This window comes from Bifidobacterium hominis, from assembly GCF_040095915.1.
Classification (GTDB): domain Bacteria; phylum Actinomycetota; class Actinomycetes; order Actinomycetales; family Bifidobacteriaceae; genus Bifidobacterium; species Bifidobacterium hominis.
On sequence record NZ_JBBMFR010000007.1, the window covers coordinates 1 to 19923 of the forward strand.

Below are 19923 nucleotides of genomic sequence, written 5' to 3' on the forward strand. Positions count from 1 at the left end.
CCTCACGCATACGAAAGAACCGCACCTCCGATCATCGAATCTGAATTTCTTCAGTCCAACAATCGGGGTGCGGTTCAATCAGGATGATCGCCGGGAGCACGAAGTCCGATGTGTCCGGCGTGTGGGTATCTACCGACGTGGCCGAGGATTTTGGTCTCACCAAAGGCAGCGTAATGCAGACCGAACAGGGAACGATGAGCGTCGCAGGCGTGTTTGATTGGCCGAACGATAGTCGTGACACGCGATTCGCCTACGCGTTCCTTGTGCCTGTATCCGCGTCGAATGGCACATTCGACGAATGTTGGGTCAGACAGTGGCCGCAAAGCGGGCAGACGGGGGATTTGTTATATTCCACGCTGGTCGCGTCGGGGTCGTCATCCAATGCCGGCGTGACGCAGGTGAATAAGAGTTTCGATTCGCATTACGATGCGCAGGTTTCGTACGGGCAGCGTATGACCCGTTGGATGCCGTGGCTGGGATTGGCTGTGGGGCTGATGTTCGGCGCGTTCAGCGTACGTCATCGTAGATTGGAATATGCTGGTGCGTTGCATTCAGGGCAGTCCAAAGGTGCGCAATTGCTGGAAATCACTATGGAAACGTTGATTTGGAGCGGTTTGGCGTGTGTCTCTTCGGCCGCGCTGCTGGGCGCGTATTGCGTTCGTATGAGCAGTGCCGATGTGATGACCGTATGGTTGGGGGCGATGCGCACGTCATGTGCGATATTCGCTGGAGTGATGGTATCAAGCGTGCTCGTCGGTATAACGATACGTGAAACGCAGTTGTTCTGTTTCTTCAAGCAACGCTAAACATCGCTAACCATGGTTCGATTGAGGATGATTTCATTAGGTTCCATTGCCGTCGATACTGGAAAACTGCAAGTATCGACGGCAATGGAATGCGAAAGATGATATGCGTTAGCTCAACGCTTTCTTGATGCGCTGCAGGCTGATCGGCTTCGGCGTGCCGAGTTCCTGCGCCCACAGTGATACGTAGAATTCCTCAAGCATCCAACGTGCGGTGACCGCCTGCTTCATCAACGCCTCATGACGCGGGCCTGCAGGCTCACGCTCGGCCTTCGCCATGGCCTTGTCAGCCAACTGCTTGGCCTCATCAGCTTCCCAAGCCCAACGCACATCACGATTCTTGTCGTTCTTCGCCTTACCCAAACGAAGCACGTCGGCATGCAGATACCGTTCAATCGACGCCAACGCATCCGGAGGGGTCTTGCCAATGAATCCCGGATACACCAGCGTGGCGATATGCTCACGAATCGACTGCAAAACGCTCAACATCGGCAGATCAGCCTTGCCTGACACGGCCTTATCAACCTCCGCATACCGCTTCAAAATAGCAATCACATCATGCGCAACCGCATACACGGTATCTTCGAACACTTCACGCACATCAAGCACCGCATTCGCCAACGCCTCATCATCCGGCAATTCATCAACATTCGGCAGCAAACGCTTCACCGCAGCCAACTGCAGATCCTCAGTAAGATCCTTCGTGGACTGATATGGTGCGGACGCCAACATCAACGCCTCCGCACCCAACCAACGCGACGAAATACGTTCGCTGGGCATACGCAAAACATCAAGCGCACCGCGCCACAGCATGGTGGAACGGGCTTCAGTAGTGGCACCAGCCTTATGCAGCAGATTGGCCTGCTCCACAAGCTTGCCTTGGTTTCCGGCATTCTCCGCCTGCTTCTTCACCATCTGGCGTGCGGAAGCCTCGGCCTGCTCCGCAAACTTGCGCTGCAACTCCACCAACGATTTGCCCGTGCCAAGCACCTTGACCGGACCTCGCGCATGCCGCCTGCCATGCTGACTCTTACGACTCGGAGGCAACTGCTGCTCCACCGAGAACGTCACGCGCAAATACGGTGTGAGCTTGCTCCACAATTCACCAGTCAACACTTCAGGGTGAATCTGCGCGCCGACAATGCTGATGGCCGCCTGCGTAAACACATGCGGCAAATCCGGCCACGTGCTCACACCCTCCGCATTGGCAGGAGCAAGATTCGGTTTCTGCTGGCTACCAGAACCAGGCAGATCCGGATATCTCTCATCAATCCACGCACGAATCTTACGAGCCGTATCAGGAGCGGGAACAAACTGCACACGCAGCGTCTTCGGCAACGACTTGATCATGCCGACAATCAACTCATCCAACAATCCGGGAACATTCCACGTGAACTGCTCCGGTGTCAAACGAGACAACACCTTCAACGGCACATGCACAGTCACGCCATCATGCGGATCATGCGGGTCATACACATAACTCAACCGCAAATCGATAGGGGAGCCGTCCGTGCCCAACGTATGCCAATGATCTGGATAGTCAGCCAACGACACCGACTCGGCATCAGCAAGACGCTCCACCTTTTCCGGATCAAAATCCAACAAATCCGGCTGCTCGTCATGCTTCGACTTCCACCATTTCGCAAGATCGGCAACCGACGTGACAGTATTGGGAATCACCGAATTATAGAAATCGAACAGGTCCTCGTCGCTGACTGTCTGCGCCATTTGACGTGTACGACTCGCATCGTCTGCGGCATCCTCCAGCACGTCACGATTCTTCGCAATGAAATCGTCATACGAGAACCGCTGCTGAATATCTCCTTCGACCAAACCCTGACGAATCAGAAAATCACGGGCCTCCAGCGGGTTGATACGACCCCACTGCACCGTACGATTCTGCACGATCGGCAGACCATACAACAGCACTTTCGCGCTCGCCACCGCGGAACCACGCGAACCAGACCAATGCGGATCCGCATACGTGGTTCGCGTCAACGAACCCGCCAACGGTTCAGCCCAAGCCGGATCGATCTCGGCGGAATATCGCGCCCACAAGCGGCTCGTCTCCACCAACTCCGTGCTCATCACCCATTGCGGCGTCGACTTGGCAACCGCGGAAGCCGGGAACAACGCGAAATGCGTGCCACGCGCACCCTGATAATCATTCTTCGCCATCTTCTGCGCACGTTTCATGGCACGTGCACGGGCGGCACCCTTCAAACCAGCGAAATCAGACGCCTTCGGCTCGCGCACGATCTGCATGCCCATCATCGACAACAAGCCCGAAAGCATCGACGTATGAATACCCTGCGCATCCCACGAACAACACAGCGAATGCGCAGCCTGCTGGTTCAACGGAAGCTGACGAATCTCAAGCGGTGGACGTGAAACCGGAATCGGATCACCAACCTTGAACTTGAATTCCTTGCACATCTCACGCAACTGCGTGACCAGATCCTTCCACTGACGAATGCGCAGCCAACTCAAATATTCAGTCTTGCAAATCTTACGAAGCGCGGAATTACTGGGCTCACCGTCAGCCTGAAACACACGATCCCACAAGTTCAACGCGGTCAGAAAATCACTGGACGAATCGGCATACCGGTTATGAATACGGTCGGCCTCCTCACGATTCTCATCCGGGCGCTCGCGAGGATCCTGCAAACTCAGAAACGCTACCACCACCAGCACCGCGGCCAACGTGTTCGGCGTAGTCGACTTTGCAGCCTCGATAACCATACGGCCCAAACGCACGTCGATCGGAATGCGCGCGAGCATACGGCCCGTGTGCGTCAGCACAACCTCGCCATGCTTACGCGCCACAGCCTTCAATTCGGTCAACTCATTGAAACCATCAGACACCGCCTTCATATCAGGCGGATCGATAAAGCCGAAATCCGTAACATCCTGCGCGGTACGAGCCACACCCACCGATAGCATATGCAACACAACCGCACCCAACGACGTGCGCAGAATCTCAGGCTCCGTGAACTCCGGACGCGTCTCAAAATCCTCACGAGAATACAAGCGAATCGCAATACCATCGGCAATACGGCCGCAACGGCCCGAACGCTGATTCGCACTCGCCTGACTGATCGGCTCAACCGGAAGCCTCTGTACCTTCGCACTCTTCGAATAACGCGAAATACGGGCGGTACCAGGATCAACCACATAACGAATGCCCGGTACCGTCAACGACGTTTCAGCCACATTCGTAGCGATCACAATACGCTGATGATCATGCGGCTCAAACACACGATGCTGCTCCTTGGCAGACAATCGTGCGAACAAGGGCACAATCTCAATCGCATCAGGACGACGCATATCAACAGCACGCGGGCCATAATGATGACGCAACGCATTCTCAAAATCATGAATGTCGCGCTCGCCGGAAGCGAACACGAGAATATCGCGCGGTCCACGGTCATGACTCGAATGAATCACCAATTCGGCACAGGCGCGTGCCACAGCCGTCGGCATATCAACATTCGGCTCGCGAGAATCCTTCGCATCGGGGGCGGCAGACAATGCTTCATAGTCAGCATCGCCCGGCATCGCGCCAGTTTCAAAACCAGGCACGGAACGCATCAACGCGGGAGCGGTACCCAACGGCTCATACACGACCTGCACGGGGTAGGTGCGCCCAGAAACCTCGATAACCGGTACTTTCGTATGCAAAGCATGTTCGAAATGCTCTTGGAACTTCACCGAATCAATCGTCGCCGACGTGATCACCAATTTCAGATCACGACGTTTCGGCAACAGTGCAGTCAAATATCCAAGAAGAAAATCAATATTGAGACTACGTTCATGCGCTTCGTCAATAACGATCGTATCGTATTGCATCAGCTTCGGATCACGTTGAATCTGCGCCAGCAGAATACCGTCCGTCACCACACGAAGACGAGTCTTCGTCGAACTTTCATCGGTGAAACGCACCTGATAGCCGACCTCGTCACCCAGACGCACGCCCATCTCCGCGGCGATACGTTCGGCTACGGTACGCGCGGCCAGCCTACGCGGCTGCGTGTGCACGATCTGCCTGCCATGCGATCCGCGACCCAATTCCAACAGAATCTTCGGCAGCTGCGTGGTCTTACCGGAACCAGTCTGACCGGAAACAATCACCACCTGGCTCGACTTCACCGCCTCGGCAATATCGCCGCGCGCAGCAGAAACCGGCAGTTGGGAAGGATATTCGAATTTCATGCCTTCATAACCTCGATAACGCGGAAGCCCTTCGAACTCGCGTATTTACTTACCTCATAACCATCGCCAAGCTGCGTGGCAAGCCACGGAATCAACGAATCCGACCCCAGATTCTTCTGCACCACCAAATAGGCGGCACCACCCGCATTCAGACGCGGCAGCCATGTCATCAGCAGCTTATGCAGCACATCCTTGCCGACACGAATCGGCGGATTCGACCAAATCAAGTCAAACGTCACATCCGAAGGAATCTCATCGGCGGTGACCGCACGAATGTTCCCCACACCATTGAGCTCGGCATTGCGACGCGTCAGATCCAACGCGCGTTCATTCACGTCCAACGCCCAAATATCAGCCTTCGGCGAAGCAAAACCAAGTGTCAACGCAATCGGACCCCAACCGCAACCCAGATCAAGGAACGTACCCTCCTCAGGAGGCTCCGGAGCCTGACGAAGCAGCACGGACGTTCCCAAATCCACGCGATTGCCGGAAAACACGCCATTGGAAACCTCAACATCGGCCTCGTTGCCTCGCAACACAACATGCAGCCTCTTACGTACATCCTTCGACTGCGGATCAGCCGCGAAATACTGTTCGGCCTGTGCCATACCCACTCCTTGCAAACGCTCGCCTCCGGTATCACGCAAGCCACGCTCATCCGCGTGGCGAATGCCCGATACCCATGTCTCTAGAGAATGATGATAATAAAGACACCATAGTTTAACCGTGAGAGGTGCCATTGAGCCAAGAAAACGACATCGAGCATAGCATGAGCGCCAACGACGTGTCAGGCGTGCTCGCAGACCAGTCCGAAGTGCTGCTTGATACCAACGGCGAAAACCATTTCAACGAATCCCATGACGAACAATGGCAGGAACGAGAATCCCGCAATGCGTTGAAGCATGTGTCCGGACTCGGCGAAATGCAAGACGTCACCGAAGTTGAATACCGAAAAGTCCGCCTTGAACGCGTCGTGCTCGTCGGCGTATGGTCAAGCCGTGAAACCACACAGGCACAGGCCGAAGAATCATTGCGAGAACTTGCCGCGCTTGCCGAAACCGCCGGCGCCGTGGTATGCGACGGCCTGCTGCAGCATCGTATCAAGCCGGACGCAGCCACATACGTTGGCTCCGGCAAAGCCCGCGAACTCGCCGGAATCGTGGCGCAAGAGGAAGCCGACACCATCGTTGTGGACGATGACCTGCCGCCAAGCCAACGTCGTGCCTTGGAAGACGCCACCAAAGTAAAAGTCGTCGACCGCACCGCCGTGATCCTTGACATTTTCGCCCAACACGCAACCTCACGCGAAGGCAAAGCCCAAGTGGAACTGGCGCAACTCCAGTACATGCTGCCACGACTGCGAGGCTGGGGCGGATCACTGTCGCGACAGGCAGGCGGCCGAGCCGCAGGCGACGCAGGCATCGGCTCGCGAGGACCAGGCGAAACGAAAATCGAAATGGACCGCCGCGTGATTCGCAGTCGAATCGCCAAACTCCGCAAACAGATCGAACAGATGGCTCCTGCACGTGACGTCAAACGTGGCGCTCGCCGTCGTTTCGGATTGCCGACCGTTGCCGTGGTGGGATATACGAATGCGGGCAAATCGTCGTTGACGAATCGGCTGACCGGTTCCGCGGAACTGGTGGAGAATGCGTTGTTCGCCACACTGGACACCGCAGTGCGCAGGGCGCGCGCCAAAGATGGACGTCAATATGCGTACGTCGATACTGTCGGGTTCGTGCGTCGCTTGCCTACGCAGCTGATTGAAGCGTTCAAGTCCACGTTGGAGGAGGTTGCCGAAGCCGATCTGATCGTGCATGTGGTGGACGGGTCGCATCCGGATCCGTTCTCGCAAATCGATGCGGTCGACGATGTGCTTGCCGACATCGATGGCGTTGAAACCATTCCCACGATCATCGTGTTCAACAAGGCCGACCGTATGGATGAGGCTGCACGCGAGCGTATCGAGGCGTTGATGCCGGAAGCGCACATCGTGTCGGCGTTTTCCGGCGAAGGTGTCGATGAGCTGCGTATACAGGTGGAGTCCATGCTGCCGACGCCGAATGTGCATGTCGAGGCGTTGCTGCCATACACTGCCGGTTCATTGGTGTCGCGCGTACGTGAATACGGCAAAGTGATCAACGTCGAATACCGTGACGACGGCATGATGCTCGCAGCGGAAGTGGACGATCATTTGGCTGCGCAAATCGTGGAACAGTCAATCGACTGAAAACCTTGCAAAACAGTGCAACGCAACGGACACAGCGTTTGTGAGCGTTCACATACTTTGTGAGGCAAATCACTTTTTCAGTACTTGCAAGTCGTGTTACGGCATGTCAAAACGTCATGCTGTATGGATAGAGTAAAGATGAAGTTCTAAGAGAAAACCTGCTACTAGCGGGACATTCTTTTCTTATAAGAGAGGTAAGCACATGGTGGATTCACCAATCAAGCCCACAAAGCTCGCTATCATCGGTGCCGGCGCAGTCGGCTCCACTCTCGCTTTCGCTGCCGCTCAGCGTGGCGTCGCACGTGAGATCGTGCTCGAAGACATTGCCAAGGAGCGCGTCGAAGCCGAAGTGCTCGACATGCAGCACGGCTCCAGCTTCTTCCCGACCGTGTCCATCGCAGGCGCCGACGATCCGGAAATCTGCCGCGATGCCGATATGATCGTCATCACCGCAGGTCCGCGTCAGAAGCCGGGCCAGTCCCGCCTTGAACTGGTCGGTGCCACCATCAACATCCTCAAGGCCATCATTCCAGGCCTCGTGAAGGTTGCTCCGAACGCCATCTACATGCTCATCACCAACCCGGTCGACATCGCGACCCATGTTGCCCAGAAGATCTCCGGCCTGCCGGCAAACCAGGTCTTCGGCTCCGGCACCAACCTGGACTCCGCACGCTTGCGCTTCCTGATCGCCCAGCAGACCGGCGTCAACGTCAAGAACGTGCATGCCTACATCGCCGGCGAACACGGCGACTCCGAAGTGCCGCTGTGGGCCTCCGCCACCATCGGTGGCGTTCCGATGTGCGACTGGACTCCGCTGCCGGGCCACGCCCCGCTCGACGCCGAAGTCCGTGAGCAGATCCACCAGGACGTCAAGAACGCCGCCTACAAGATCATCAACGGCAAGGGCGCAACCAACTACGCCATCGGCATGTCCGGCGTCGACATCATCGAAGCCGTCATGCGCGATTCCAACCGTATCCTGCCGGTGAGCTCCATGCTCCACGACTTCCACGGCATCTCCGATGTCTGCATGTCCGTGCCGACCCTCCTCAGCCGCTCCGGCGTCAACACCGCCATCAACACCCCGGTGTCTGACCGCGAGCTCGCAGCCCTTAAGCGCTCTGCAGAGACGCTGAAGGAAACTGCCGCCCAATTCGGCTTCTGATAGAAAACGCGGTAACGGAGTGCCAGCTGCGTTACATGGATTTTGACGTACTTTTGTATGTCTTCGTCATATGCGCCTTGCCGTCGCACACGTTGCCGCGTTTTTTTGTTTGACTTGGGTATTGACAGACGGATGATGAGTCGCTAGACTGCAAGCAGAAATAACGGAAACCCCAGCCTTTGGCTGGGGTTTCTTGCGTTTTACAAGCAATGAAAATGGTATTGAGAAACAATTTCAATAAGTTCCTCAATCAATTAGGTTGAAGGATTCCATACATGGCACACGACCACTCGCACGGAACAACAGCGAACGCAGGAGCGGAACATCAAAAACGACTCATGATGTCACTGGGGCTCACCTCGACGGTATTCATAGCGGAAGTCGCCAGCGCAATCATCACCGGATCATTGGCACTGCTCGTGGATGCAGGCCATATGCTCACCGACATGTCCGTACTCATCGCATCAACCGTCACCGCAATGCTGATGCGACGCAAACCCAGCAACAAACGCACTTGGGGATGGGCACGGCTCGAAGTGCTCACCGCGGCAGTCGGAGCCCTCATACTCCTCATCGTCGGCATCTACGCGCTCGTGGAAGCAGGCATGAGACTCTTCGGAGGGTCTGCTGACGAAATAAACGACGTGCGACTGTTGCTCTTCATGGGCATACTCGGCCTCGCTGCCAACATCGGATCAATCTTCATCCTCGCATCGCAAAGCGAAGATAACATGAACATGAAAGCGGCGTTCCTCGAAGTCATGAACGATGCCTTGGGATCCGTAGCCGTAATCGTATCGGCAATCGTACTCATCTGCACCGGCTGGTCCGGCTTTGACGCGGTTGCAGGCGGCATCATCGCGCTCATGATGATTCCACGCGCCATCAAACTCCTGCGCACCGCGGTTCGCGTGCTCTTGGAAGAAACACCCAACGGACTTGACCTTGACGAAGTAAGGACGCATTTGGAACAAGTGCCACATGTTATCGCCGTGCACGACCTTCACGCCAGCACCGTATCCACCGGCATGCCGATCCTCATGGCACATGTCGTGGTCGAACGAGACCTCACCATGAAGGAGGCCGCGGAAATACTCGCCCAACTACAGGATTGCCTACGTGAACATTTCCCCGTGTCGGTGCCACACACTACCTTCCAGCTTGAACCGGAGGGATACAGTTCGGCGAGCAAATCCGAAATGCATTCTTGACCAACGGGAAGCCTGCTGTGTCATGAAAAACCGCGCTCTTGGACATGAAAATCAAACGTTTGACTCACATCCAAGAGCGCGGTTGCGTAAAGGACAAGGTGATCCTTATGCCTCAGATTTTGCGGAGCACGGTGACCACCTTGCCCATGATCTCAGCATGCGTGCCATCAATGGGGGAGTAAGCGGGATTGTGCGGAATGAGCCAGACATGACCATGATCCTTGCGGAACGTCTTCACCGTGGCCTCGTCGTCGAGCAGTGCTGCCACAATATCCCCGTTCTCCGCGGTGTTTTGCTCGCGTACCACCACAAAATCGCCGTCGCAAATGGCCGCGTCGATCATGGAATCGCCGTGCACCTCAAGCATGAACAGATTTCCGGTACCGGTGAGTCGTTCGGGCAATCGCATCACATCATCCACATGCTGTTCGGCGGTGATGGGCACTCCCGCGGCGATGCGCCCCACCAAAGGAACATCTCGTGAGGCCATGATGGAACCGCTGGAATTTGATTGGCTTGGAAATGGAATGACCTGTGCCACCTTGCCTGACGAGGATTCATCGTCAAAGCTTACGACTTCAATCGCCCTGCCCTTGTTCGCATTCATGCGAATAAAACCCTTTTCGTCAAGTACCTGCAGCTGGTGTTTGACGGATGACGGACTTTTCAGCCCTGCAGCTTCGCCTATTTCGCGGAACGAAGGGGCGAAACCTTGTTCAGCCAGATGCTTTTTGATGGCGCCAAGCACCTTGCGCTGACGATCGGTCAGCGTGCTCTCGTCCGGATGCGCAGCATCCTTTTTGGGTGTGAATGGGACGGTGCTCACGGTGGGCTCCTTTCAGTCTCAGATAAGCATAACGTGAAACGCTGAGAAAATCAAACATCTGTTCGAGGTGTGTTTGCAATTATCGAACATATGTGCTATGTGCAGAACGTGCGTTCGATAGAACAGCTGTTTGAGAAGGGGCGGCGTGATGATTCGTGTGCGGTAAACGAGCTGTCGCGCTTGAATAATCTGGATTCTGTTTCGTTAAGAGTGGGCAAAGGCTTATCGTTCCTGACGAGGTGTAACTCACGTGGGATTGTCCTAGTTCAATGGCTCAGGCTATTCTTGACATCATGCATTGCCCTTTTTGTCAGAATCCAGATACCAAGGTGGTCGATACCCGCATCAGCGATGACGGCCACTCCATTCGCCGTAGGCGAGAGTGCCCGAAATGTTCCAAGCGTTTCACTACGCTGGAGACCACCATGCTGTTGGTGGTGAAGCGTTCCGGCAACGTCGAACAGTTCGATAGGAACAAGGTGATTTCCGGCGTTCGAAAAGCATGCCAGGGTCGCCCGATCAAGGAAGACGATTTGAAGGCGCTCGGGCAGCAGGTTGAAGAGGACCTTCGTGCTCGAGGTCTTGCCCAGGTCAAGTCTGATGAGGTCGGCAAAGCCATTTTGAAACCGTTGCGTGATCTTGACGAGGTTGCTTACATGCGTTTCGCCAGTGTGTATCAGAACTTTGAGAATCTTGGGGATTTTCAGAACGCTATCAATGAGCTGAAAGCTGACGCGCTGAAGTAGTTTGATAGTCGCTATCGAAACGTGTGGCAATGCGTTGTCTCGTTAAGGATGGACTAAGTGACGCAGAAGTTGGGCGATTACGGCATGACATGACGATTTATGCATTGTGGGGGTTCCAGCCGCTTAGGCTGGAACCCCCACAATGCATTTATGCCGTATTGACGTATGTCGTATTGCAGACCGTCAGCTGATTACACGCATACGAATCGTGCCTTCAATGGCTGCAAGCTCGTCCAAAGCCTTCTGGCTCGGGCGCTGCGCCACATCAGTGACCACATAGCCGATTTCACCTTCGGTGCCAAGCGCCTGGGCTGCGATATTGATGTTCTCTTCGCCAAGCACGTGGTTCACCTTGGCGAGGACGCCAGGCAGATTCGCATGAAGATGCGCGATACGGAAGTTCGAACGGATATCGGACAAGGTGATCTGCGGAAGATCAACCGACAACATCGTGGAACCTTTGAACCAATAATCCTCAAGACGCTGTGAAACGAACTGGCCGATGGATTTCTGCGCTTCAAGCGTGGAGCCGCCAATATGCGGGGTCAGAATCATATTGTCTTCATCCGAAAGGCTCGTCAGGAATTCATCGCCGCTTTTCTTCGGCTCGACAGGGAACACATCCACCGCAGCGCCTGAAATATGACCGGAATCCAAGTGCTTCTTCAACGCGTCCAAATCCGCCACGAAACCGCGGGACAGATTGATGAAAATCGAATCCTGCTTCATATGGGAGAACTGGTCTTCACCGAAGAAACCGGTATTGGACTTGCGGCCATCGACATGCAAGGTGACCACATCGGACTGCTCAAGCAACTCGTTCAGTGTGGAGCAACGGTGAGCATTGCCCATGGCAAGCTTCTCTTCGATGTCGTAGAACACCACACGCATGCCAAGCGCCTCGGCGATAACGGAAAGCTGGGAACCGATATTGCCGTAGCCGATGATGCCGAGCGTCTTGCCTCGCACTTCATGGGAGCCGGAAGCGGACTTATCCCACATGCCATGCTTCATGTGATGGGTGTGCGCGGGAATGCGGCGCATCAGGCAGATGATATCGCCGATGACCAGTTCCACCACGGAACGGGTGTTCGAATATGGGGCATTGAACACGGCGATGCCATGCTTGCCCGCATAGTCAAGATCGACCTGATTGGTGCCTATGCAGAAGCATCCGACCGCGGTGAGCGTCGGACGGGCATCGATGACCTTGCGGGTCACGCTGGTTTTGGATCGGATACCCAGGAGGTCAACGCCCTCCAGAGCGTCGATGAGTTCGTCTTCGTTGAGAGCGCCCTTGAGGCACTCGACTTCGAAGCCGTGGTCACGCAGCGACTGCGCCGCGTCGGGATGAATGTTTTCAAGTAACAATGCTTTAGGCATGATTCCTACCTTATAGCTTGAGCAGTTTTTCGTCAGCATTTGTCCGGACTATAAGCAGGCGTTGCGTCGGTCTGGTCATGGCGACATACAGATCGGCGGCTGCCACAATGCGCGAAGGAGCGTTCTCCTCGATGATTCCCGGCTGTACCACCATCACCGCGTCATACTCCAGTCCCTTTACCATTTGGGTGGAGCAGACGGTCACCTGCTCATCCCAGGAGCTTTGCGCATCAAGACGGTCGAATTCCTTTGTCGGCAATGTTTCACGCAACTGTTCGTACACGCGCCTACGCAGTGACTTGACCATATCATCAGGCGCAATGATGGCCACACGTCCAGTGCCGTCGGCGGATATGTACGAACGAACCAGATCGACGGTCTGCTGCGCCACGGCGTCGAAAATCAGACTTTCATCGGCCAAGGTGAGACGCTTGACCGAATCAGGCACGCCGCGAACCGCATTGACGGTGGAGATGTACAAACCTTCGGCGGCCGCGAAATCGCAGGCGAGTTGCGACACTTCCTTTGGATTACGGTAGTTGATCGTCAATTCGTTGAGCTGCCAATTGCGGGGGCCGAATAGAGGATCCATCATGCGTCGCCACGAACGAGTGCCGCCTAACGCGGACGTTTGCGCTACGTCGCCCACAATGGTAAACGAACGCGATGGGCAACGGCGGATGAGCATACGCCAATCCATGGCGGTGAGCTCCTGAGCCTCATCGACGACGATATGGCCATACGTCCATTCGCGGTCCGAGGCGGCTCGCTGCGCGGTGAGTTCGGCGTCCATACCATTGATATTGTCCACCAGCATTTGCGAGGTAACGATGCCGGACCCGATGCCAGCCTGTGCCAACGTGTCTTGTGCGAATTGCTCTTCTTCGGCGCGTTTGGCGTCCAACGCCTTTTGACGGGCGACCGCCTTCGGGTCGGGGCCAAGCAGCTCCATGGCCTCATCCAACAAGGGAACGTCGCTGACTGTGAACGGCGATCCCTTCGGGCGCGTCAGCGCTTCGATGTCTCGTTCCTCAAGCCAAGGTGCGAAACGGCGAAGCTGCTGCGGCTTGCAGAACAATTGGTCGACCAGCCATTCGCCGGTCATCGGCAGCCAGGCGAGATTCAACGTCTTACGCAGTGCGTCGTTCATGCGCAGCTGCTGCATCACATCCGTCAACTCGGCTTGTTCCGGTTCGTAATCAAGTTTGTCCACATAACGGTTGCGCATGGCGATCAGCATGCTGTGCACGAAGGTTTCGCGTGCTTTGTTGTGCTGCTGTCGCGTGCGTTTGGCATCGGTGATGGCCTGTTCAATATCCGTGCGCACGATGGGCACAGTGAATCCGTTGATACGAATCGACGGCAATTGCGAAGGAATGCGTTCCCTTGCTGCGACGGCGTTGGCGATGGCCTTGGCCATGCGTCGGTCGCCCTTGAGTTTTGCTGCGAACGGATCGTCATGCGCTGTCGCGATTACGCCGGGAATGAGATCGGCGATGGTGCGGCTGACCACTCCGGTCTCACCAAGGGAGGGAAGCACCTGGTCGATGTAATGCAGGAACGTGGAGCTCGGGCCAACCACCAGCACGCCGGAACGTTCGAGCATTCTTCGATGCGTGTAGAGCAGATATGCGGCGCGATGCAGGGCAACGGCGGTTTTGCCGGTACCCGGACCGCCCTGTACCACCACGGCCTGATTGAGGTCTGCGCGGATGATACGGTCCTGTTCGGCTTGGATGGTGGCCACGATGTCGGTCATCTTGCCGGTGCGTTTGGCGTTCAATGATGCAAGCAGCGCGCCTTCACCGGTTAGCGTGCCGTCAGAGGACGCTTGACCTACTTGGTCGGAATGCACATCGAGCACCTCATCTTCGACACCGACCACTTCACGGAAACTCAGCGTGATATGGCGACGCATTACGATATCGCCATGGTGCGAAGGCGTCGCCTCATAGAACGGGCGTGCCGCGTCGGCTCGCCAATCGGTGAGGATCGGCTCATGGTGCTCGTCGGACAATCCGATACGACCGATGTACCGGTGCGTGCCGTGAACATCATCGAGCCTGCCGAACACCAGACGGTCCTCGACCGCACGCAACTGGGTGAGACGGTCCTCGTACATGGTGGCGAAGGAGTCGCGTTCGGTGCGTTGCGTGGGCGAACCGTGCGAGCCCGCTGCCCGCACGGTGTCGAGACGGGCGCGAGCTTGAGCCCGTAGGTCGTCCAAGCGTCCATACGCGCGGCTGACGGCCTGTTGTTCTTCACGCAACTGGGCGGAATAACTCGACATCTACAATCCCTTCCTCACAAAACTTAGGCACTCCAATGTACCCCGAGGCTTCTACGAAAACATTATTGTCAAACGAAAAGCGATGTTTCTAAGGCAGGATGATGAGTGAATTTCGACGGAGTTTGTTCATTGTGGGGAGAAACGTACTTTTATTTGCTGATTTTTTCCATTTACGTGGGGATTTATGGTGACCTGTGGGGTAAAGTGGGAAAGAGTCTCGGGCCTGAGGTGTTCATGTGTGTCGGATAAGGAGGTGTGGTGATGGTTCAAAGTGTTGAAACCACACCATTCTCCGAGGACGATGCAATGCAGGCAGGCAACATGATGGTGGGATTGCCGCCATTGTTGCTGGGAACATACACTCCAAAAATCGACGCCAAAGGACGCATGGCACTGCCTGTGAAATTTCGCAGTCAATTGGGACCGGGCATGGTGATGGCCCGAGGTCAGGAGCGTTGTGTTTACCTGCTGCCCCAATCGGAATTTCGCCGGATCACGTTGCAGATTCAGCGCACATCCATGGGCAATAAGGCCGCGCGCGACTATTTGCGCGTATTCCTTTCCGGTGCTGTTGACCAGGAGCCGGACAAGCAAGGACGTGTGCTCGTGCCGCAGATGTTGCGCGATTACGCGAAGTTGGGAAGCGACATTGTGGTGATTGGTGTGGGAACCCGAGCGGAGATTTGGAATAAGCAGGCATGGGAGGAATATCTCGCCGAAAAGGAGCAGGGGTATTCCGATATTGCCGATGACGTATTACCGGCGGTGGAATTCTGATGACAGATGTGACAACGATTCATCAGCCAGTGTTGCTGCGTGACTGCGTGGATCTGGTGGCGCCTGCATTGGCGAAGCCAGGGTCGATCGCCGTGGATTGCACGCTTGGCTTGGCCGGGCATTCCACGGCATTCCTTAAAGCGAGCCCGCATGCTTGCCTGATCGGCATCGACCGAGACACCGAGGCGCTTGCGCTTGCCACACAGCGAATGCAGATGGAAGGCCTTGCCGATCGCTTCATACCTGTGCATGCCGCGTTCGACGATTTTGCGCAAGTGCTTGATGATCAGGGAATCGATCAAGTGAACGCCGTGTTCATGGATTTGGGATTGTCAAGTCTGCAGATTGATGAGACGGAGCGGGGATTCTCGTATTCCCACGATGCGCCTTTGGATATGCGTATGGACGTGACCCAGCCATTGACCGCTGAGCAGGTGCTTGCCGAATATTCGTTTGCCGATCTGGCACGCATTTTCCGTACGTATGGTGAGGAACGCTTCTCCAAGCAGATCGCCCGTGCGATCGTGCGTAGGCGTGAGGTCGAGCCGTTGACCACATCAGGGCAGCTTAACCGTCTTGTGGATGAGGTTGTGCCGCAGGCGCACCGTCCTGCAGGAAATCCTGCCAAACGAGTGTTCCAAGCGTTGCGCATCGAAGTCAACGGTGAGCTCGACAAATTGGCGGGAACATTGCCCCAGATCGCCAACCGTCTCGCGGTGGGAGGGCGTTTGGTGGTGGAGTCGTACCATTCGCTGGAAGACAAAACCGTCAAAACATTCATGAACCAAGGTCTGAAAGCCGACGTACCTGCGGACATGCCGGTGGTTCCGCCGGATATGATGCCATTCTTCAAGGAACTCACGCGAGGCGCCATTAAAGCCGACGAGGAGGAAATCGCCATGAATCCGAGGTCGGCTTCCGTACGATTGCGTGCAGTGGAACTGACCAGGCCAATTCCCGAACGCTGGCGAAAACGATTCGACCAGGGCAATGACTACGCAAGCATGAAACGGCAAGGAAGGAGGGGCTGAACGTGGCTGCACCAAGAACGATCGCATCAAACGCGGCTCCCGCAGGACGCCGGGACCAAACCGAAACTGTAGGCACCACTCGCCCTGAATTGCATGTCGTCAAAGGAACGCGTGCCGAAGGCAATGGTGTCAAGCGAGGTTTCAAACAGCTCATCACATGGACTCGCACCAGAAGCACCCCGTTGCTGCATTTGGTCATTGCTGTCATTTTCCTTGGAATCTGCCTTGTGGGATCCTTGATGCTACGCACCCAAATGGTGCAGGATTCCTTCGACGCGAACAGGATCGAGTCGAACATCATCCGTTTGACGCAAGACGTGGGAGATGACCAGACCAAGCTCGACGAGCTTGAGGCCTCGCTACCAAGCAAAGCCGAGGAAATGGGTATGGTGCCTCAAAAAGGTGCCTTGACGATTGATCTGAACGGCTATCAGCCAAGCGGAGACGACGCTCAGTGAATCCTTTTCGCAGTACGTACACGCGTTTCCATAAGAAGCTGCTCACAAAAACCATGGCCATCGGCGTCCTTCTGGCGCTGATGGGCACGGCATGCCTTATCCAATTGGCCAACGTTCAGCTGATCAACGGCAAAAGCATGGCGCAAGCCGCGGCGCAAAGCAGAACCATCACAGTGACATTAAAGGCGAGCCGCGGAAAAATCATGGACACGAACGGTTCTATCCTCGCACAGAGCGTGGAACGATACACCATCATCGGCAATCCCGAGGGGGCGCAGGCCTTCACGCCGATAACGTGCACCAAACAGACCGGAGACATCTGCCACCAGATCAACGGCAAACCGGTAGGTGCCACAGGAGCCGCGGCCGTGGCCAGGCTGCTCGCCCCGGTACTGGACATGGATGCTACCGAATTGGGTGCCATGCTCTCGGGAACAGGTCAATACGCGGTACTGAAGAAAGACGTGACGCCGGCGGTTAAACGCAAAATCTCCAAGCTCAATTTGGACGGTATCGTCTATGCGGAACTCAGCAACGAACGTATCTATTCCAACGGAACCTTGATGGGAGCGTTGCTGGGAGGCGTCGATGGCGAAGGCAAAGGCGTCGCCGGTATCGAACAAATGGAAAATAAGACGCTGACTGGCGAAGACGGATACCAGGTTTACCAACAAGGCAACAACGGCGTCGAAATCCCAGGAACCATGACCGAATCGAAAGATGCGGTCAATGGATCCGATGTCACGCTGACCATCAACCACGACGTGCAGTGGTATGTCGAAAAAATACTGAGAGAAAGCTGCGAAAAATACAGTTCGCCATGGGGAATCGCCGTGGTGCAGGACACTCAAACAGGGGATATTCTCGCGCTCGCAGACAGTGACGAGATCGAAGCCGGCAGCGATCAGGCGAAGATGACGGTTTCCAGGGCCGTCAGCGAAACGTTTGAGCCAGGTTCCATTGGCAAGGTCTTCACAATGTCGGGAATGATCCAGCTTGGATTGCATCAGGCGTCAGACAAATTCACTGTACCGGACCATATCACGATGAACGGGCAGACCTACAGCGACGCGACCACCCACGGTGACGAACACTGGACCCTTGCGGGCATTCTCGAGCAATCGTCGAACGTCGGCATGATCATCGCAGGGGAGAAGATGTCTAACGAGCAGCGATACGATTTCATCAGCAAATTCGGCATCGGCCAGGACAATGGGCTCGGGCTTCCTGGCGAATCGGATGGTTTGCTATATTCGGCCGATCAATGGGATCTGCGAACCCAGAACACTGTGTTGTTCGGTCAGGCTTACACGACCAATGCACTCCAGCTGACGAATGCGGTTGCCGTGATCGCCAATAAGGGCGTTAAGAAGCCGCAGCGCATCATCAAGGCGATCAGCGATGCCGAAGGACATTCCGAAGAGCAAAAGCCCGAGGGCGAGGCAACGCGCGTGATTGACGAGCAGGTGGCCTCTCAGGTGCTGAACGCCATGGAATCCGTGTCCGACCATTACTCCCAGTTCGTCAAGGTGGATGGTTATCGTGTCGCAGCAAAGTCCGGTACGGCGGAAGTCGCTGGTGCCGATGGCAGACTGTCGTCGATTATCAGCGATTATTCGGCGATTATTCCTGCGGACAATCCTCGCTTTGTCGTCACGGTGGTGTTGAAGGACCCGCAAGGCGGTTTTGGTGGTCTGACGGCAGGTCCGGTCACCGCGGAGATTGGTGAATTCCTTATGCAGAAGTATGAAGTGCCTGCGTCCAGCCCGCGAACTGATGCTATTCCAGTAACTTGGTGAGTATGCAAGCATGAAGAACGGAGGGGTGGAAAGATGAGCGCGATCAGTGAGTCCATGAACAGACGAATGACATTGGGTCTGCTTGCCAGCAGATATGGCTTTGACTTGGATCCTACGTTTGCCACTGAAGTGACGATCACGTCCATTGCGGACGATATCGATTCGGTACGGCCGGGATCGTTGTTCATGCCGTCCGCACCGGTGGATGAGCAACAGCTGCGTCAGGCTCAGGCACTTGGCGCATATGGTGCGGTGGTACCTCATGCGTTGCGTGGAAAGACAGAAGATATACAGATTCCTGTGATCTATGCCGAGCCGACCGCACAGCAGTTGGGTAGGCTTGCCAGCGAAATGGCGGGTAGTCCGTCCGATTCGTTAGCGGTGTTCGCCGTGGCGGGAAGCGATACGCAGGCGGTGGACCAAGGGGTGAGGGATCTCGCTGATTTCCTGCATATGCTTGGTAATCCGGTTGGTGTGATCAGCTCGGGCAACTCGCAATCGTTGGAACGATATCTTGATCTGAACTATCCGTTGTCGATTCTTGACGTGCAGCGTACGATGGCCGTGTGCGCTGAAGACGGTGCTGCGGCTGCGATTCTCGCTCTGAGCGAGGAGACGTTGAAAGACGACGCATTACAGTCGGTAAGTGTCGATGTGCTTGGTTGCGATGACAATGGTCTAAGCGAAGCCGATATCGTCAAATCGGTTGCGCGATTCGGATGCACCGTCGGGAAGCGGACCCGTATCGCCGTCCGTACGCCGGAATCCGATATGCTCGCATCGCAAGCGGCAGCGGCGTACGGGCAGACGAACAGCAGCGCATTGTCGCTGTCCATATCGATGGTGCTTGCGGCGGGTGTGCGCAAGGCCAACATCAAAAGTGCGTTGCGCGTATCCCGAGATCTGAACTAGTTTCAATTGGAACGGATGCGTAAAAACGCACACGATAATCGCAAAACAACGTGAACAGTAAACGGAACAGCAACACAGAG

General features: G+C 55.7%; 15 protein-coding genes. 10 read left to right on the forward strand and 5 right to left on the reverse strand.

The genetic code is table 11. The annotated features are described in order from the left end of the window. The first annotated feature begins 119 nt into the window (after positions 1-119). Entirely contained in the window at positions 120-806 is a 687-nt protein-coding gene (locus WMO36_RS05975) for a hypothetical protein (RefSeq protein ID WP_349077153.1), read from the forward strand. Between the two features lie 108 nt (positions 807-914). On the opposite strand, the gene hrpA is transcribed toward WMO36_RS05975, so the two are convergent. Both hrpA and WMO36_RS05985 read right to left on the reverse strand, forming a co-directional pair. After that, positions 915-5015 (reverse strand): ATP-dependent RNA helicase HrpA, encoded by a 4101-nt coding sequence (gene hrpA, locus WMO36_RS05980; protein ID WP_349077154.1) that lies wholly within the window; start codon positions 5013-5015, stop codon positions 915-917. Beyond that, positions 5012-5623 carry a class I SAM-dependent methyltransferase gene (locus tag WMO36_RS05985; protein ID WP_180753395.1) on the reverse strand — a complete coding sequence of 204 codons (612 nt, stop codon included), beginning with the start codon at positions 5621-5623 and terminating at the stop codon, positions 5012-5014. The genes hrpA and WMO36_RS05985 overlap by 4 nt, the downstream gene beginning before the upstream one ends. Before the next feature lie 161 nt (positions 5624-5784). Here WMO36_RS05985 and hflX point away from each other — a divergent pair, with 161 nt between their 5' ends. The 3 genes from hflX to WMO36_RS06000 all read left to right on the forward strand — a co-directional run bounded on the left by hflX (position 5785) and on the right by WMO36_RS06000 (position 9621). Beyond that, the gene (gene hflX / locus WMO36_RS05990) at positions 5785-7245 is read left to right on the forward strand and encodes a GTPase HflX (protein WP_250779410.1); all 1461 of its coding nucleotides are present in this window, start codon (positions 5785-5787) and stop codon (positions 7243-7245) included. Positions 7246-7447: 202 nt separating this feature from the next. Further along, positions 7448-8410, forward strand: coding sequence for an L-lactate dehydrogenase (locus WMO36_RS05995; RefSeq protein ID WP_349077155.1), 963 nt, complete (start codon positions 7448-7450; stop codon positions 8408-8410). A 275-nt stretch (positions 8411-8685) separates the two neighbouring features. Continuing rightward, complete coding sequence (locus tag WMO36_RS06000) at positions 8686-9621, forward strand: cation diffusion facilitator family transporter (protein WP_099571332.1); 936 nt, start codon at positions 8686-8688, stop codon at positions 9619-9621. Positions 9622-9733: 112 nt separating this feature from the next. Here WMO36_RS06000 and lexA read toward each other — a convergent pair whose 3' ends face one another. Then, positions 9734-10447 (reverse strand): transcriptional repressor LexA, encoded by a 714-nt coding sequence (gene lexA / locus WMO36_RS06005; protein ID WP_099571331.1) that lies wholly within the window; start codon positions 10445-10447, stop codon positions 9734-9736. A gap of 293 nt (positions 10448-10740) precedes the next feature. On the opposite strand from lexA, the gene nrdR reads away from it, so the two are divergent. Beyond that, positions 10741-11193: a transcriptional regulator NrdR gene (gene nrdR, locus WMO36_RS06010; protein WP_033500596.1), complete on the forward strand. Its 453-nt coding sequence runs from the start codon at positions 10741-10743 to the stop codon at positions 11191-11193. A gap of 183 nt (positions 11194-11376) precedes the next feature. Here the strand turns inward: nrdR and serA are convergent, their stop codons facing one another. Together serA and WMO36_RS06020 are read right to left on the reverse strand one after the other, a co-directional pair. After that, positions 11377-12576, reverse strand: a complete 1200-nt coding sequence (gene serA, locus WMO36_RS06015; protein ID WP_099571330.1) for a phosphoglycerate dehydrogenase — start codon at positions 12574-12576, stop codon at positions 11377-11379. Positions 12577-12586: 10 nt separating this feature from the next. Further along, positions 12587-14866 carry a HelD family protein gene (locus WMO36_RS06020; RefSeq protein ID WP_349077156.1) on the reverse strand — a complete coding sequence of 760 codons (2280 nt, stop codon included), beginning with the start codon at positions 14864-14866 and terminating at the stop codon, positions 12587-12589. Between the two features lie 306 nt (positions 14867-15172). On the opposite strand from WMO36_RS06020, the gene mraZ reads away from it, so the two are divergent. From mraZ to WMO36_RS06045, 5 genes are read left to right on the forward strand one after another with little or no spacing between them, the layout of a single operon-like run. After that, positions 15173-15643, forward strand: coding sequence for a division/cell wall cluster transcriptional repressor MraZ (mraZ, locus tag WMO36_RS06025; RefSeq protein ID WP_430796974.1), 471 nt, complete (start codon positions 15173-15175; stop codon positions 15641-15643). After that, the gene (gene rsmH, locus WMO36_RS06030; protein WP_250779326.1) at positions 15643-16674 is read left to right on the forward strand and encodes a 16S rRNA (cytosine(1402)-N(4))-methyltransferase RsmH; all 1032 of its coding nucleotides are present in this window, start codon (positions 15643-15645) and stop codon (positions 16672-16674) included. Before mraZ ends, rsmH begins: the two co-directional genes overlap by 1 nt. Positions 16675-16676: 2 nt before the next feature. Beyond that, positions 16677-17132, forward strand: a complete 456-nt coding sequence (gene ftsL / locus WMO36_RS06035; RefSeq protein ID WP_099571326.1) for a cell division protein FtsL — start codon at positions 16677-16679, stop codon at positions 17130-17132. A 53-nt stretch (positions 17133-17185) separates the two neighbouring features. After that, positions 17186-18931 (forward strand): peptidoglycan D,D-transpeptidase FtsI family protein, encoded by a 1746-nt coding sequence (locus WMO36_RS06040; RefSeq protein WP_302694555.1) that lies wholly within the window; start codon positions 17186-17188, stop codon positions 18929-18931. 33 nt (positions 18932-18964) lie between these two features. Next, a complete protein-coding gene (locus tag WMO36_RS06045) occupies positions 18965-19843 on the forward strand; it encodes a UDP-N-acetylmuramyl peptide synthase (RefSeq protein WP_250779324.1) in 879 nt (292 codons plus the stop codon). The last annotated feature ends 80 nt before the right edge of the window (positions 19844-19923 follow it).